Source organism: Sphingomonas sp. 2378 (assembly GCF_038084995.1).
Classification (GTDB): domain Bacteria; phylum Pseudomonadota; class Alphaproteobacteria; order Sphingomonadales; family Sphingomonadaceae; genus Sphingomonas.
The window spans coordinates 1-15,790 of sequence record NZ_JAXCMJ010000047.1 but is presented as its reverse complement, the minus strand read 5'-3'; the positions used below and the strand labels follow the sequence as shown (position 1 = coordinate 15,790).

At 66.7% G+C, this 15,790-nt stretch carries 14 protein-coding genes; 1 reads left to right on the top strand and 13 read right to left on the bottom strand.

Translation table 11 applies throughout. The features are described from left to right. Positions 1-87: 87 nt before the first annotated feature. The 12 genes from gspE to SM191_RS16730 form a co-directional block, all read right to left on the bottom strand. On the bottom strand, positions 88-1,563 hold the full coding sequence (gene gspE, locus SM191_RS16785) for a type II secretion system ATPase GspE (protein ID WP_445949879.1): 1,476 nt from the start codon (positions 1,561-1,563) through the stop codon (positions 88-90). 121 nt (positions 1,564-1,684) lie between these two features. Further along, positions 1,685-3,904: a type II secretion system secretin GspD gene (gspD, locus tag SM191_RS16780; RefSeq protein WP_341507184.1), complete on the bottom strand. Its 2,220-nt coding sequence runs from the start codon at positions 3,902-3,904 to the stop codon at positions 1,685-1,687. After that, a complete protein-coding gene (locus SM191_RS16775) occupies positions 3,901-4,737 on the bottom strand; it encodes a type II secretion system protein N (RefSeq protein WP_341507183.1) in 837 nt (278 codons plus the stop codon). The genes gspD and SM191_RS16775 overlap by 4 nt, the downstream gene beginning before the upstream one ends. A 317-nt stretch (positions 4,738-5,054) precedes the next feature. Beyond that, positions 5,055-7,883, bottom strand: a complete 2,829-nt coding sequence (locus tag SM191_RS16770) for a TonB-dependent receptor domain-containing protein (RefSeq protein WP_341507182.1) — start codon at positions 7,881-7,883, stop codon at positions 5,055-5,057. Positions 7,884-7,995: 112 nt separating this feature from the next. After that, complete coding sequence (locus tag SM191_RS16765; protein ID WP_341507181.1) at positions 7,996-9,633, bottom strand: hypothetical protein; 1,638 nt, start codon at positions 9,631-9,633, stop codon at positions 7,996-7,998. Between the two features lie 413 nt (positions 9,634-10,046). Next, positions 10,047-10,208: a hypothetical protein gene (locus SM191_RS16760; protein ID WP_306998849.1), complete on the bottom strand. Its 162-nt coding sequence runs from the start codon at positions 10,206-10,208 to the stop codon at positions 10,047-10,049. A gap of 90 nt (positions 10,209-10,298) precedes the next feature. After that, a complete protein-coding gene (locus SM191_RS16755; RefSeq protein ID WP_341507180.1) occupies positions 10,299-10,667 on the bottom strand; it encodes a DUF4440 domain-containing protein in 369 nt (122 codons plus the stop codon). 36 nt (positions 10,668-10,703) lie between these two features. Further along, complete coding sequence (locus SM191_RS16750) at positions 10,704-10,868, bottom strand: hypothetical protein (RefSeq protein ID WP_341507179.1); 165 nt, start codon at positions 10,866-10,868, stop codon at positions 10,704-10,706. Positions 10,869-10,974: 106 nt separating this feature from the next. Continuing rightward, on the bottom strand, positions 10,975-11,214 hold the full coding sequence (locus SM191_RS16745; RefSeq protein ID WP_341507178.1) for a hypothetical protein: 240 nt from the start codon (positions 11,212-11,214) through the stop codon (positions 10,975-10,977). Between the two features lie 42 nt (positions 11,215-11,256). Beyond that, positions 11,257-11,439 (bottom strand): hypothetical protein, encoded by a 183-nt coding sequence (locus SM191_RS16740; RefSeq protein ID WP_267435182.1) that lies wholly within the window; start codon positions 11,437-11,439, stop codon positions 11,257-11,259. A 23-nt stretch (positions 11,440-11,462) separates the two neighbouring features. Then, positions 11,463-11,963 carry a metallophosphoesterase family protein gene (locus SM191_RS16735; RefSeq protein ID WP_306998840.1) on the bottom strand — a complete coding sequence of 167 codons (501 nt, stop codon included), beginning with the start codon at positions 11,961-11,963 and terminating at the stop codon, positions 11,463-11,465. Continuing rightward, positions 11,960-13,051, bottom strand: a complete 1,092-nt coding sequence (locus SM191_RS16730) for an SPL family radical SAM protein (protein WP_341507177.1) — start codon at positions 13,049-13,051, stop codon at positions 11,960-11,962. Before SM191_RS16730 ends, SM191_RS16735 begins: the two co-directional genes overlap by 4 nt. A gap of 131 nt (positions 13,052-13,182) precedes the next feature. Between SM191_RS16730 and SM191_RS16725 the strand changes: the two genes are divergently transcribed. Beyond that, on the top strand, positions 13,183-14,025 hold the full coding sequence (locus SM191_RS16725) for a type 1 glutamine amidotransferase (protein WP_341507176.1): 843 nt from the start codon (positions 13,183-13,185) through the stop codon (positions 14,023-14,025). 76 nt (positions 14,026-14,101) lie between these two features. Here SM191_RS16725 and SM191_RS16720 read toward each other — a convergent pair whose 3' ends face one another. Continuing rightward, a complete protein-coding gene (locus SM191_RS16720; RefSeq protein WP_341507175.1) occupies positions 14,102-15,670 on the bottom strand; it encodes a BCCT family transporter in 1,569 nt (522 codons plus the stop codon). Positions 15,671-15,790: the final 120 nt, after the last annotated feature.

Here is a 15,790-nt window from a genome sequence, read left to right as displayed (position 1 = left end):
TTCGCGCCTTCGCGGCTTCGCGTGAACGCAACTGGACCCCGGCCTCCGCCGGGGTGGTACGGAAGAAAGGGAGGACGGCGACCACGTTCACCCCGCGTCGGAATCGCGGCGGGACACGCGGATGGCTTCCTCCGCCGTGGTCACGCCGTCCAGCACAAGCGTCCGCGCCGCCACCGCCAATGGCTGCTGCCGGGCAAAGGCGTGCGCGGCGATCGCCTGTTCGTCGCCGCCTTCGTTGATCAGCCGCCGGATCGTGTCGTCGACCCGGACCGCCTCATAGACCCCGGTGCGCCCCTTATAGCCGCTGCCGTTGCACTGCGGACAGCCGACCGCTTCGTACACCGTCGCCTTGTTCTCGATGCCGAGCAGCGGCGCGACAGTGTGCTTCGCCTTTACCGGCCGCTTGCACGCCGGGCACAGCCGCCGCACCAGCCGCTGCGCGATGACGGCGCGGAGCGTCGAGGCGAGCAGGAAGGGCTCGACCTTCATGTCGCGCATCCGGGTGATCGCCCCAACCGCATCGTTGGTGTGGACCGTCGACAGCACGAGGTGCCCGGTCAGCGAGGCCTGGACCGCGATCTCGGCGGTTTCGCGGTCGCGGATTTCGCCGACCATCACCACGTCCGGGTCCTGGCGCAGGATCGCGCGCAAGCCCGCCGCGAAGGTCAGGCCGACCTTCGCATTCACCTGGGTCTGCCCCACGCCCTCGACCGCATATTCGACCGGGTCCTCGACGGTCAGGATATTGCGGCTGCCGTCGTTCAGCAGGCGCAGCGCGGCGTACAGGCTGGTCGTCTTGCCCGAGCCGGTCGGCCCGGTGACCAGGATGATGCCATTGGGCTCGCTCAGCGCCTCGCGCAGCAGCGCGTACATCGCCGGGTTCATGCCCAGTGCATCGAGGTCGATGCCCGCATTCTCCTTGTCAAGAATGCGCAGCACCACCCGCTCCCCCGCCCGGCTCGGCAGGGTCGAGACACGCACGTCGAGCAGCTTGCCCCCCAGCGTCAGCGCCATGCGCCCGTCCTGCGGCACGCGCCGCTCGGCGATGTCGAGCCGGGCCATGACCTTGATGCGGCTGACCACCACCGGCGCGACATGCGGCGGCATGCGCAAGGTCTCGCGCAGCACGCCGTCGATGCGCATCCTGACGACGAGGCCCGTCTCATAAGGCTCGATATGGATGTCCGACACGCCGTTGCGCGCGGCGTCGGCGATGATGCCGTTGATCAGGCGGATGGCGGGCGCATCATCGGCCGTGTCGAGCAGGTCCTCCGCGGTCGGGATGCCGTCGGCGAGCATGTCCAACTCGTCGCCCATGCCCACCGCCGCGATCGCGGTCGCCTGTCCGTCCATCGCATAGGCGTCGGAGAGCAACCGGTCGAAAGCGGGCGCCTCGACAAGGGCGATGGCGAAGGGGCGGCCGATATGGCGGCGCAGTTCGATCAGGGCGCGCGGGTCCGCGCCTTCGCGCAGGGCTATGGTCAGCGGGTCGGCGGTGTGGACGACCGTGCCGAACTTGCGGGCGAAGGCGTAGGGGATGGTCAGCGGAGCGACCAGTTCCAGCGCTTCGTCGGGCGTGGGGAGCGGGAGAGCGGGTGGCCCTCCCCCATCCCCTCCCGCCTGCGGGACGGACGTGCCCAGCGGCAAGGGGACGGTATCGCCGGTAGGAAGGGGTTGCGGGTCGTCAGTCACGGCGCTTGATCGGCTCGACCGGCTTGGCGACGGGGACCGCGATGCGCGGGTCCTCGATATTGCCGGGCATGGGCGCGTGCGGGATCGGCGGCGCGGCGTTCATATAGTCGCGGACCAGTTCGTCGATCGAGGGTTCGACACCCGGCTGGGCATAGCCCTGCAACTGGCGGAGATAGCCGTAACGCTGTTCGGTGACGCGGCGGCTGTCCTCGGGCGTGCGCAAGATGGTCGGGCGGATGAAGACCATCAGGTTGGTCTTCGACCGGCTGCGCGCCTTGGACCGGAACAGCGCGCCCAGGCCGGGAATATCGCCGAGCAGCGGAATCTTCTCGATGGTGCGGCGTTCGTTGTCGTCCAGCAGGCCGCCGATGACCGTGATCTGGCCGTCATCGGGGGTGAAGACATTCTCGAACGCGCGCTTGTTCAGGATCAACTCGCTGTTGTTGCTCGACACCGGTCCGGCGATCGAACTGACCTCCAGCCGGACGTACAATTTCAGCGACCCGCCCGCATTGACCTGCGGCTTCACGTCCAACTGGATGCCGACATTCTGGCGCTGCACGGTGCGGAAGGCATTGTCGAAATTGTTCGACAGCGCCTGTCCGGTCGTCACCGGAATTTCCTGACCCACCAGGCTGTGCGCCTGCTGATTGTCCAGCGTGATGATGTGCGGGACTTGCAGCAGGTTCGACGTGGTGTCGCTCTTCACCGCGTTGATGATCGCGCCGAACACCGTGTCGCCGACCTGCCCGCCCCAGCCTGCAAAGCCGCCGGTCGTCCCCAGGATCGACTGGACCGCCGACTGGGTCAGTTGGCTGAAGGCCGGGTTGGGGACATTGGTTTCGGTCCGCGTGCCGTCGGGGGCGGTGACGATCGTCTTGGTGCCGCCAAGGGTCTGCGCCCCCACCGCCCCCGCGATCTGGAGGATGTTCGGCGCGGTATTGCCATAGGTCGAAGCCGCGAACGCCCCGCCCGAAAGGCTGCCGAGCAGGAATTGCGCGCCCAGCCGCCGCGCGGTCTGGTCGGAGACCTCGGCGACGATCGCCTCGATCAGCACCTGTTCGCGGCGCACGTCGAGTTGGCGGATGACCTCGCCGATCTGGCGCTGGATATCGGCGGGACCGGCGATGACGATGGCGTTCGCGCCGGTGAAGCGGGTGACGACCGCCGCGGTGCGGCCGCCCTGCGTGCTGATCGCCGGTTGCTGCCCGTTCTGACCGCCAGCACCGGGGGCGCTCGCCGCCTGGGGTTGGGCGACGGGCTGGATGCGTTGCGCGATCGAGGTGCCCGCCGCCGACCCCGCCTGGCTGTTGGTCTGGGTGAAGCTGCCGCGCGACAGGGTGGTTTCCTGCACCGGATCGGGTGTCTGGCCGACCAGTTGCTGGAGCACCGGCAGAAGCTGCTCCGCATCGGCATTTTGCAGGAAGACGACGCGGATTTCGGTGCCGCTCTTGGCCTTGTTGTCCAGGTCGAGCGCGATCTGGGCGAAGCGCGCCACGCTCGACGGATCGCCACGCAACGCGATCGAGTTGGAGCTGTCGATCGCCACCACCGACACGCCGGTCGACCCTTGCGCCGGGCCGCCCTGTCCACCGCCACCGCCCCCAGCCAGCGTCTGGAGCGCGGTCGCGATCTCGCGCGCGCCCGCATTCCTCAGCGCGATGACGCGGGTCGAGGCATTGTCGGCGTCGATCCGCCGGACGACCTCGCGGATGCGGCGGATATTGTCGGCGAAGTCCACCACGACCAGGCTGTTGCCCGCACGATTGGCGGTCACCGATCCTTGCGCGCTGACCAGCGGGCGCACCGTCTCCAGGGCGCTGTTGGCGTCGATCGCGCGCAGGCGGATGATCTCGGTGACATAGGCGTTGCGGTTCGCGCCCGCCGACCCGATCCGGCTGGGCTGCGACGCGGCGTTATCCACCGGCTGCACCCGGAACGCCCCACCCGACGTCGGCACCGCGACCAGCCCGTTGGAGCGCAGGGTCGAGAGGAAAATCTCGAAATATTCGGACCGCGACAGCGGCCGATCGGTCACCACCGTCACCTTGCCGTTGACCCGGCTGTCGATGATGAAGGTCCGCCCCGTCACCTTCGCGGCATCGGCGATGAAGGCGCGAATATCGGCGTCGCGCACGTTGAGCGTGGTCTGTCCATGCGCCCCTGCGGCCAATGCCAGCGCCAGAACCGAACAGAGGACAAGCTTCTTCATGGCCGTGGTGCCGCAATCTGGAGGGAGAGCGGCAGCGTCTGATCGCCCCGCTCGACCGTGATGGAGAGAGAACCGCCCTGGGCGAAATCCGCCGCCAGACGGTCGAGATCGCCGGGCCCCGTGACGGGACGGCCAGCCAGCGCGGTGACGATATCGCCCTCGCGCAAGCCCGCCGCCCGGAACGCCGCGCCCGACCCCATCGGCCGGACGACCAGTCCCGAGACGCGCCCGCCGTCGAGCCGGGGAATGAAACCGATATCGCTGCGCAACTGCGCCATCGCGACGCCGCCCGCCGGGGGGACCGATCCGGGCAGTTGCACGGAAGGCGCTTCCGCTGCCGAGGCACCAGCGGGCGGTGCGTCCGACTGGTCGAGATACAGGTCCTCAGCGCGACCGCCACGATCGATGGTGACATGGTCGAAGGCGACCGACTTGAGCGTGACGCCCGGCTGGATCTCCTCGCCGACCGACACCGAGCGCTGCACGCCGTCCGGCCCCGCGACGATCGCCGAACCGCGCCCCGATGCCTCATCGATCCGCGTCCCGAACAGGGTGAGTTGCAGCGTCGTGACCGCGGAGGACGCCGCCTGCTGTCCCTGCAAGCGGAAAAAGGGGTCGAAGCCGTCGAGGATCGCCCCCGGCGATCCGGCGACGACGGGCGCGACGGGACGCCACTCGCCCAGGGGCGAGATCGGCGTGACGATCACCCAGAGCAGCCGCGCCCCCTGCACGGCGAGCACCGCCATCATCGCCAGTTCGGCGACCGAATAGACATTAACGACCGGCAGACGCCGCAACAATCGGCGTCCGCGCGTGTCGAGCCTCAACCGCATGAAACCAGACCCCATCCGCATTTTCGGGGTCTAGGCATGGCATGTTACAGCCCTGCGTCAAAGCCCCGAAACATGTTCGTCATATTGGTTTCATCGGATGACGGATGAGCGTACGATTCCGCGATGGGCGGACATTCGCTTTCCCTTGGACTTCGACTTCGCTCAGCCTGAACGGGGTGTAGGGCCCAACCTTTCGCCATGACGAAACGAATCCCCACCTCCGTTCAGGCTGAGCGAAGTCGAAGCCCATGCCCCATAGCAACCACAAGCTAAAGGGCCGCCGCCCGGATCATCCCGAACGACGGCCCCTCGTCGGATCAGAAGGTCGTGCTGATCCCCAGCGAGAAGACCCGCCCCAGATTATAGCGGTTCAGATAGACGAACCGCCCATTCCCGAAATCCTGCCGCTCGTTGTAGCGAGTGCGGGTCAGGTTGCGGGCTTCGGCCTTCAACTCGAACTTGCCGCCCATCAACTCGAAACCCTGACGCGCCACGAGGTCTAGGCGAATGCCCGGAACCTCGACGATGTCCGGCTGGAAGCCGGTGCCCGACAGGTTGGACGGCCCGCGATTGGTCACGCGGTTGCTGGCATAGTTGAACAGCAGGGTGACCTGCGACAGGGCGGCGGTATCCTCGACACCCAGTTGCAGGTTGACCAGATGGTCCGACTGGCCGGTCAGCGACGCGCCGTCGCGGAACAGCAGCCGCGCCGGGCCGAAGCCCGAAGCACAGCCCGCCAGCCCGGGCGAGCCCGCCGCCGCCGCCGGATTGGGCACGCAGGTCGCGTCCGCGTTGATCTGCGACTTGGTATAGGTGTAGTTCGCGATCGCGACCAGGCGGCGCGTGGCGAAGAAGTCCCCGCCCAGGCCCGCCAGCGGCACGTACTTCTGCAACTCGACTTCCGCGCCGTACAGCTTGGCCGAGGGCAGATAGGTGAAGCCCGTCTGCAACCGATCATCCGCGCCGGTGTAGAAGCCGACCTGCTCGATCGGGTTCTTGATCCGCTTGTAGAAGCCCGCCAGCGTGAAGCGCTGGTCGCGCGCGTAGAACCATTCATAGCGCGCCTCGAGATTCCACAACTCGCTGTCGCGCAGATTGGGGTTGCCGAAGAACAGGCGGTCCGAGTCGGGGTCGCGGAACTGCTGCGGCGCGAGTTCGCGGAATTGCGGGCGCGAGATGGTCTTGGCCCCGCTCGCGCGCAACTGCATGTCGGCGGCGAAATTCCAGGTCAACGTACCGGCGGGGAGGAAATAATCATTCTTCAACCGCGTCGTGGCGCTCTGCACCGGGGTCACCGTCTCGACCGCGGTTTCGTAGCGGACACCCGCCACCGCACGCAGGCCGTCCATCACCTCGGCTTCCGCCTGGGCGTAACCGGCATGGACGTTCAGCTTCGCGTCGTACGCATAGGCACCCGCCTGGGTCGAGAATTGCAACTGGAGCGTGCACGCCCCCTGCCCGCGCAAGGGGCAGGCGTTGTTGATGACGTCGGCGCTCAACAGATAGTCGGGGCGATAGAGATTGTACGGGAAGCCCGGCGCGGTGCCCGCACCGTCGCTGGTCTGGTAATTGAACTGGATACGGCTCGAATAACGATCCGTGCCCTGGTAGAAATAGCCGGTGCTCAGCGTGATCGGACGGTCGCCGTCGATCCTGTAGGAAAGGTCCGCCTGACCGGTCCACAGATTCTCGTTCAACTCCGAGAAGATGATCGAGGCGAAGGGGGTGAAGCGCTGCGTCACCTGATAGGCCCCGTTGCACTGGAACCCGCCCGCACCGTTCGCGCCGTCATAGCTGATCGGCAGGCCCGTCGTCGTGCGCGCGGAGCAGAGATAGTCGAACTGACGCTCATAGGGTGCGTTGCGCTTGGAATTGGCGAAGGCCCCGCGCGCGTCGAACTTCAGCGCATCGGTCAGCTTGAACTCGCCGACCAACTGGCTTTCGATCAACTGGCGCTCGAACCAGTTGGTGTTCTGCTGGAAGCGCAGGCCGCTGGCGTTGTTATAGACTTCCGCCGCCGATCCGCGACCCTGCTTCAGCGTGTCGTGGATATAGACGTTGGTCCAGCGCACCGTGTTGTCGCCGAACGCATAGCCCAAACCCACCAGCGCGTTGGCGACGATGCGGTTGTCGGTCAGCAAGGTGCGGAAATCGTTGCGGATCGTGCCGTCGGGCGACACCGAGTCCTGCTGGATCGCCGAGCGGGTGCGGAAGGTGTTGGACAGGCTGAGCGACGAGATCACGCCCAGACGGTCGCTGCCGATGTCGAACACCGAGCCTGCGGATAGCTCGCCCGACCAGTTGGCGGGAAGCTGGTTGTTGCGCTGGAGCAAGGTGGTCGAGGCGTTGGACAGCCCGGCCACCTGCGCGGCGGGAACGATGCCCGAACCCTTGCCCGCCTGCACGTCGCGCACGAACTGCGGCACGCCGCGCGTGCCGTCGTCGAAACCGATCCAGTCGGCACCGCCGCCGCGATAGGTATAGCCCAGTTCGCTGGTCGTCGCATCGTCCGCCGCCAGGGTCACGCCGCCCGAGATGAAGTTCTTCGCCGGGATCGCCTTCGTCGTCAGGTTGATGACGCCGCCGCCGAACTCGCCCGGATAATTGACCGAATAGGTCTTCTGCACCAGCGCCGAGCCGACGATGGTGGTCGGGAAGATGTCGAGCGGGACCGAGCGGCGCAGCGGCTCGGGACTGGGCAAGGGCGAGCCGTTGAGCAGCGACGAGGAATAACGGTCGCCCAGGCCCCGGACATAGACGAAGCCGCCGCCCACGACCGACAGGCCGGTCACGCGGGTCAGCGCGCCCGCGATATCGCCCTCGCCCGTGCGCGCGATGTCGGCGGCGGACAGGACCGAGACGATCTGCGGCGTGGCGCGGATCGTGTTGGGGATATTGCGGCCGACCACCACGATCTCGTTGCTGGCCGAGGCGTCGACGCCGGGGGCGGAGATTTCGACCGGCTCGTCCGCCGACTGGCCGTCCTGACCGGTCGGGGTCTGGCTCTGCGGAGTGGCCTGCCCGTCGGGGCTGGTCGCGGTGGTGCTGGTCTGTGCCGGGGCACCCGCCGTCTGCGCGAGCAGGGCGGGCGCGACGAGCTGCGAGGTCAGCAGAAGGAGGGAGGCATAAGCGAGGCGTCGCTGCATGGCCGGGTCTTCCCGTATGAATGTCTTATGGAGGAAAGCCGGGGCGGCGATGATCGCCACCCCGGCCTGCCGAGAGCGCCCGATCAGGTCCGGGCGCATGGTCAGCGGGGCCTTAGCGGCCGTTGCAGCTGAAATAGACCGAGGTGAAGACCGGCGGGCCCTGATCCTGAAGGTCGGCATTGGCGGCACGGATGGTGGTGCGATCGGCCCCCGAACCGGCGCCCGCGATCAGGTTGACGCAGGCCACGCCGCTCTGCGTCGACTTCACGATGCCGTTGATGAAGGTCATGTCGGCACCACCGCGCAGGCGGATCGCGGCCGGAGCATTGGCCGTCTGGACGAAGGTGAAGTTGGCGTAGCGGCCGAAGGTGCGCGGCAGCAGGTCTTCGGCATTGTTCGAATCGATCTCGGTCGAGAAGCTGTCCACCGTCGCGCCCGAGGGCCGTTGCGCTGCAATCATGAACTGCATGAAGCCGCGATAGCCATTGTCGATATCGAACCCGTCATCGTCCGCGCCTGTGATCGCAATATATTTGAGGTTGGTCGTGCCGCCGAAGATTTCGATGCCGTCATCGGCCGAATTGTGGCTTTGAATATGATCGATCACCGTGCCGGAACCGGTGCCACCCAGCGTCAGCCCTTGCAACTCATTGCCTTCCGCCAGGGCGATGCCCGAATAGCGGATCTGGACATAGGACATCTGACCGGACGAATCCGTCTGGTTCGCACCACCATAGAAGCGGCCGGTCACGCCTTCGATCGCCAGTTGGCAGGTGGTCGAGGTGCCGCCCGCATTGTTCGGGCCGGTGCCGGTAGCACAGACGGCGGTCGGCGCGCGGCCGAGCAGGATGATACCACCCCATAGGCCCTGCGCGTTGTCGCCGAAGTTGTTGCTGCCGCCCAGGTTGAACTGACCCGAGAAGATGATCGGCAACGCGCGCGTACCGACCGCCTGGATCTTCGATCCGCGATTGACCAGCAACAGGTCGTTGGTCGCCTCGCTGGCGTCGTTCAGGATCACGACGCCCGGCTCGATGGTCAGCGTCACGCCCGAGCCGCCGGAAGAGCCCTGATCGGTGCCCACCTCGGTCTGGCCGCGCAAGCGGTAGAAGACACCCGCCACGCGAGGCAGGGTCAGGTTCGTCGTGATGTTCTGGGGGAGGCGGCAAGCCTTGCGACCCTGGACCAAGCCATCGTCGGTCGTCCCCGCCGGGCAGGTCGCGGCAGACGCTTGGTCGCTGGTGCCAATATAAGCGGCGAGCGCGGAGTTGGACGAACAGGAGGTGCCGCCTCCACCAAAATCCAGGCCTGGCGCATTGCAGGTCCAACCCTGGAAAGAGGTATCGTTCGGGCCGTTGAGCGCGCCGACATAGTTGGTCGAGGTGAAGAAGCTGTTCAGCGTCGAGGGGTCCGACGCGGTGGTCAGCGAGGTGGCGCTGGTCGGATAGATGCCGTTCAGCGCCGCGCCGGTGCCGTTGACGTTGTTGTTCGTGCCCGCATTGACGATCGCCAGTTGTTCGTCGGCGGTGATCGAGATGCCGTTGACCGCGGTCACGGCGGCGAACTGCGCGGCGGTGATGTTGGCGGTCGGCGTCGGGGTGGGCGACGGGGTCGGCGTCGGCTGAGGCTGGACGATCACGACGCTGCCCGCACCGGGCGACGCGACGCTGTCGGCACCGCCGCAGGCGCTCAGAGCCGCACAGGCCGAGGTCGTCATGAGAAGGAGGCCGAAGCGCTTGAAGCTGCCCATCGCCGAAAAACTCCCGATCTTTATCGTTGCAAAAGCCGGGCGAACGCCGCCCAATGACCGACTCAAGACAAGTCCCCCTGTCGATCCCGGACCCGGCGTTAGGCGCGTCTCATGACGCCAAGATGCATTTTGGAAGAATCTTTTGTGACATATCGGCGTCGTTTCGATGACACGACACCAGCGGGCACGGGGGCGCAGGAATATTTCCGCTGCTACGTCCCGACCATGGCAGCTTTTTCAGCGAAAGGTCGTTAGAAGGGGGCGAGGTCGAGCTTCCGCACGTCCTCGGCGCCCCGTCCATCATCGTGTCACTACGGATCGGACGGGGCGTCCCTTATGCCCCTGCCCGCTTCATATCCTCATGTGTCCGCCCCCTTCCTCCCTGCCAGGAGAGGAAAGCGACACCGGCTTTGTTATGTCAGCGAGGATTTGCGCTTCGGCGCGTCCCGCCCTTCGGTGCTTCCCTGCCCCCGGTCGAGCGTATCGCTGGGGCGGCGGGCGTCGCCATCCTTTTGATGCTCAGTCGACAGATTGGGGTCGCGGGTTTCGGTGGTGGGTTTGATCGGGTCGGTCATGGCGTCTCTCCTGATCGACCCAATGCGCGCGGCACATCGGACGTTCCGCGCCCTATGGGGTCGGAACATGGCGGCCCCGACCCCATCGCATCAATCCCTGGTCAGCGCCTTGGCCAGCAACGGCGTCTGCTGATGCTGGACGACGCGCCACACCTCATGTTCCAGGCGACGGATGACGGAGGTGCAATGCGCCTGATATTCTTCGTCGCCGCGGCTGGCTGCGAGATGATAGCCGATGACGATCAGCCCCTCCTGCGGGCGGGACACCTGACGTTCGGTCAATTCGGCACGGTCCCAGACGGGGGTATCGGCCACCGCGTCGATCGCGGCGCTGCCGGCCAGGACGAAAGGTGGGCGCGGCAGCACCATGACCACGTCGGGATCGACCTTTTCCCGGTAATTGTCGGGCCCCTCCGTCCAGAGGCTTTCCTCGAAGCTCCAAAGGCGTTCGTCTTCCATCCTGTCTGCTCCCGGTTTGGCATGGGGGTTTGGGCGTCAGGCGAAATCGCCCAGATCGGCGGCCTCGTCCTCGGCCCGCTTGGCAATGGTCGCATCGGCGGGCGGGGCCCGGTCCGTGGCCGCCTCGTCCGGCTTGGCTTCCGCCTCGTCGTCCTGCGGGGTGGCGGGCGGATGGGGGACGGGGCTGGGCGTATTGGACATGCGGGCTCCACTGGCTTGGCGTCGGCCATGCACAGAACGTCCCGCAACGCCGCCGGAGCCGTGCCCAGCGACGGAAATATTATTTCAGGTCCGTCTTTGGAGCCGGTCAGCCCTTGGCCGTCACCGGTACAGAAGCCCGTGCCGCCGGGGGCGGTGCCGCACCCCGCTGCCCCGCCCCGTCATGCCGCGTGGCGTGGAGGTGGCGCAGGATCAACGCGAGATCGTCTTCGCTGAGGCCGGAGGCGGGATCGATCGTTACGCCTTGCGGCAAGGTTTCGACCCAAGCCGCCAGGCGGTTGCACGCCGCGCCCAGGGCGGGATCGGAACTGTCGTCGAAAGCAGCCATCGCGTCAGCCGATCCCATGGCCCGAAACCCGCAAGACCCGCTTCACAGCGAAATCCCCCGCTTCGCCATCTCGGCAAAGGCCATGTCGCCCAGCGGCGAGCGCGGATCGCGGTTGAAGATATCGGCCAGGTCGAGCAGATCCTCGTTGCTCAAGGCGGTGATCGACGCCTCGATCAGGGCCACCGTTTTTGCGGTCGTGGCCTGGCGATCGGCGATGCGTTTCATTCGGGTCTTGAGCATGGCGCTGTCTATTGCACATTTCCTGGCGTTGTCAGAAGTCGTTCGAGCGTGACGGGCATAAAATCATGCGTATCGACGCCGACATCGAATTGGCGGAGCATCGGCTTCAGGCGACCATGGCTGTGTCCATGAAGATTGATCGCCCGCCTGTGCTGCCCGTTCCAGCTTCGAAAGGGATAATGACACAGGATCAGCCTGTGTCCATCCACTTCGATTTCGGCATAATCTCCGGTGCTGGACCAGCCGTCCGCCATGATCGTGGCCTCGGGATCGTTATTGCCCCGCAACAGATGCTTGGTGCCGTGAAGCCGCGCCAGCAGATCGGGCACATCTTCCGCACGGCGCGCGACATCGCCCAGGTGCCAGACCACATCCCCCGGCGCAACGACCGCGTTCCAGCGCGCGATCAACAGCGCGTCCATCTCCGCGACGCTGGCGAAGGGGCGCTTCTGGATGTTGATGGTCCGGTGATCGCCGAAATGCGTATCGGCGGTGAAGAAGATCGTCATGTCCAATACAGGATGCGTGCGGACGGCAGCGCCGATGCGATCCCCTCCTCGAAAAAGCCGCGCAAGTCGCGCATCGTCGCCACGTCATAGACCTGCTTCTCGGTGCCGAACTTGGTCCGCTTGGTGACGCGGTTGGTGCCCCCCATGTCGAGCGACGAGCCGGGATACCAGCTGTCCAGCACCGCCTTCGACCCCGATGTGAAGCGATGGGTGATGAGTTCGATCGTCAGGTCGAGCCCCGGCACGCCCTGAAGCGCCGCCCCCGCATCGACGAGCAATTCGCCATAAGCCTGCCGCCAGCCCTCCGCCGCGATGATCGGCGCGATGGTCAGGCCGACGGGATATCCCGCCATCGCCATCCGCCGCAGCGCCGCCAGCCGCTCGGCGACCGGCGCGGTCCCGCCCTCGAACCGTGCGAACAGGCGCGGGTTGATCGAGGCGCGCATACGGGTCCGCCGCTGGTGATCGATCCCCAGCAAGGGGCCGACATCCGCGAATTTGGTGGTGAAACGAAGCTGCACCGGCGCCTCCCAGCCACCGAACCGGGCGATGGCAGCGGAGAGCGATCCGGTGATCGGCTCCAGCGCCAGCGGATCGGTGTAGCAGGACGCCTCGAACGTCGTCCCCTCATGCACCCGGTCGCGATTGCGCGAGGTGATCGTCCCCTGCCCCAGATAGGCGGCAAGCCCGTCCAGTATCTCGTCGAGATTGGCATAGACCCGCGTGATCGGCGGGCCCTTCAGCGACCCGGCCAGATAGCAATAACTGCAATGCGCCGGACAGCCTTCCGCCAGATCGACCCGCCAGTCGGCGCTGGGGGCGATGGGCTGCAACCGGCGTTTCGACGGGGGCGCGACCACGACCGCGAGCGTCGACTTGGCCGCCGCATAGGCGCGGCGCGGATCGTCGGGCAGGTCGAGCGCCAGCCGGTCGCCGGGCAGGGCCACGACCTCGACACCCCGCGCCTCGGACCGTTGGACGATGGCGCGGCCATGCGCGAAGGTCATCGCCGACCGGGTGACCAGCAACCGCCTCGGGCGCCAGGCTGCTCTGTCGTCCGTCACCGCCGGGTTCGCTGCGCTTGCCATTCCGCCTGAACGATCCGCACCGCCGGATGGTCCGCCAAAATCGGCGGCGATGCGCGCCCAAGACTTTTGATGCCTTTTTCGAAACTTACGACATTCGGCGCGTTATGCGGCCTCACCATCGAAAGTCGAGCGTGCCCCATTATCTGATAGCCCAGAGCGAATTGCCGGAAGAACGCGAGGCGCGCCGCCGGCGTGCGGGGAAAAGCTCCGGCGAAACCTATGCCGCCACGCTTCGCCAGATGCGGCCGGGTGCCGAGACCGATATCGTCTCCCCGGCGGACGACGACACGGCAATGTCGGCCGAGCGGCTGGCCCATTATGATGCGGTGTTCCTGACCGGCTCGCCCATGCATGTCTATGACGACACGCCCGAGGTCCGGCGGCAGCTCGATTTCATGCGGCGGGTGTTCGCGGCGGGGGTGCCATCCTTCGGCTCCTGCGCGGGCCTCCAGATCGCGGTCGCCGCCGCCGGCGGGCAGGTGCGCAAGATGCCCGAGCGGATGGAGGCGATGATCGCCCGCCGGATCAGCGCGACGGAGGACGGGCGCTCTCATCCCCTGCTGGCAGGGCGACCGGGCAGTTGGGACGCGCCCGCGATCCATGGCGACGAGGTGCTGGAGTTACCGCCCGGCGCGACCCTGCTGGCCAGCAACGCCGTCACGCGGGTGCAGGCCGCGGAAATCCGGTTCGATCGCGGCGTCTTTTGGGGCGTGCAATATCATCCCGAACTGGCGCTGCGCGAAATCGCCGTCGCCATCGTCGCGCAGGCCGCCGATCTGGTCGAGGCAGGTCTGGCCGATCACGAGGACGAGGTGGAGGCCCGTGCCGCCGACCTCAAGGCGCTGCACGACGCACCGGACAGCCGTGCGCTACGCTGGCGACTCGGGGTGGATGGCGAGTTCGCCGAGGAAGGGCTGCGACGACGCGAGATCGCCAATTTCCTCACTCACCTCCCCGATCTTCGCGCCCGCTGAGCCCCGCCTCACCGCCGCTTCCAGCGCTCCAACTGGCTCAACACATCGCTGGCGATCTGCTCGGCGGAGAAGCCGGTCACGTCGCGGCCGCCGGGCACCCCGACCGTGCTGGCGGACAGCGTCCAGGTGACGCCGCGCCGTCCTCGGCCAGCGCGACGCCCGCCAGATCGGCATTGGTCTGTCGGATCAACCCGAAGGCGAGCACCAGCATGATGAAGCAGAAGGGCAAGGCCGCCAGCAACGTCGCCGCCTGAAGCGCGCCCAGCCCGCCCGCGACCAGCAGCAGCGCGGCGGTGACGCCCAGCAGGATGCACCAGTACATACGCTGCCAGCGCGGCGTATCCTCTTCCCCGCCCGAGGCCAGCATATCGATGACCAGCGCCCCCGAATCCGCCGAGGTGATGAAGAACACGCCGACCAGCAGGATGGCGAGCGCCGGGGTGACGCTGGTGGCGGGCAGATATTCGAAGAATTTGAACAGCGCCGTCGACAGATTCGCCTGCACCGCCCGCGCGATCCCGCCCGCCGCGCCGCCCAGGTCGAGCGAGATGGCGGTGTTGCCGAACACCGTCATCCACAAAAAGGTGAAGGCCGTCGGCACGAACAACACGCCGATGACGAACTCGCGGATCGTCCGCCCGCGCGAGATGCGCGCGATGAACATGCCGACGAACGGCGACCAGGCGATCCACCACGCCCAATAAAAGAGCGTCCAATCGGCCATCCAGGCGCGCGGCTCATAGGCGTAGAGGGTGAAGGTGCGCTTGACGAAGTGGTCGAGGTACAGGCCGAAATTCTGCACCAGCGCGCGCAGCAGGAACAGGGTCGGCCCCACCGCCAGCACGAAGAACATGAGCAGGATGGCAAGGATCAGGTTCAACTCCGACAACCGCCGGATGCCCCGGTCCGCGCCGCTCAGCACCGACAGGGTCGCCGCGCCCATGACCAGCGCGATGAGCCCGATCTTGACCGTGATCGTGTCGGGCACCGCATATTCATAGGCCAGCCCCGCCGTCATCTGCGACACGCCGAAGCCCAGCGAGGTCGCGACGCCGAACACCGTGCCGCAGATCGCGAAAATGTCGATCGCGTCGCCGATCGGCCCGTTGATCCGCTTGCCCAATATCGGCGACAGCCCCGACCGCATCGTCAGCGGCAACCCCTTGCGATAGGTGAAATAGGCCAGGCTGATCCCGACCAGCGCATAGATCGCCCAGGCATGGACGCCATAATGGTGGAAGGTGATCGCCATCGCCTCCCGCGCGGCCAGGATGGTGCCGGGCTTCACATCGGGCGGGGCGATATAATGCTGGATCGGCTCGGCCACCGCGAAATACATCAGGCCGATCCCCATCCCCGCCGCGAACAGCATCGCCAGCCACGAGACATAGGGAAAGTCGGGCTCCGCATCGTCCGGCCCCAGCTTCAGCTCGCCCGCCGGACCGAAGCCCTGCGCCAGCACCACGACCAGGAATATCGCGACCGAGGCGATGTAGAACCATCCGAACGTGTCGATGGTCCAGCTTTGCGCCGCCTTGAAGGCGTGATCGGCGGTGCCGGGCATCAGCAAGGTCGTGACCAGCATCGCCGCGACGACGCCACTGGCACCCCAGAAGACGCGGGGGTTCATACGGGTTTTGAACATGATGGGATCTTAACCCCGATCAGCGCAAAAAGCCGCATCGGTGTGCGGGACGCGTGGAAGAACAGCCAAATGGCCAGCGCAGAAAGCCCCTCCTCCCGGCAGGGGGGAGGGGTTTGGGGT